Genomic DNA, 305 nt, shown 5'->3' on the forward strand with positions numbered 1-305 from the left:
TGTGCTATGCCAGCCTGGCCACCACGCTGCCGGTGCTGGCCTATGCCACGCCGATTGCGCTGCGCATGGACTGGGCCGGCATCTCGGCCTGGCTGTGGCTGGGCGCGGCCTGGGCCATCGTGATGATCGGCTTCGTCAGCTGGCTGGGCTGGGGCTGGGTGAATGCGCAGCGCGGCGTGGCCCGCACCGCGCCGCTGATCTACCTGATGCCGCCGACCGCCGGTATCGCGGCCTGGCTCAGCACCGGCGAGAGCTTCACGGCCATCAAGCTGGCTGGCGCGGCGCTGACGCTCTCCGGCGTGGCG

The 305-nt window shown here is 71.8% G+C and carries 1 pseudogene; it reads left to right on the forward strand.

Features of this window, described 5'->3' with window-relative positions:
• Positions 1-305, forward strand: a pseudogene (locus H5407_RS23940) (EamA/RhaT family transporter); the annotation flags it as partial.

Source organism: Mitsuaria sp. WAJ17 (genome assembly GCF_014174515.1).
Taxonomy (GTDB): domain Bacteria; phylum Pseudomonadota; class Gammaproteobacteria; order Burkholderiales; family Burkholderiaceae_C; genus Roseateles_B.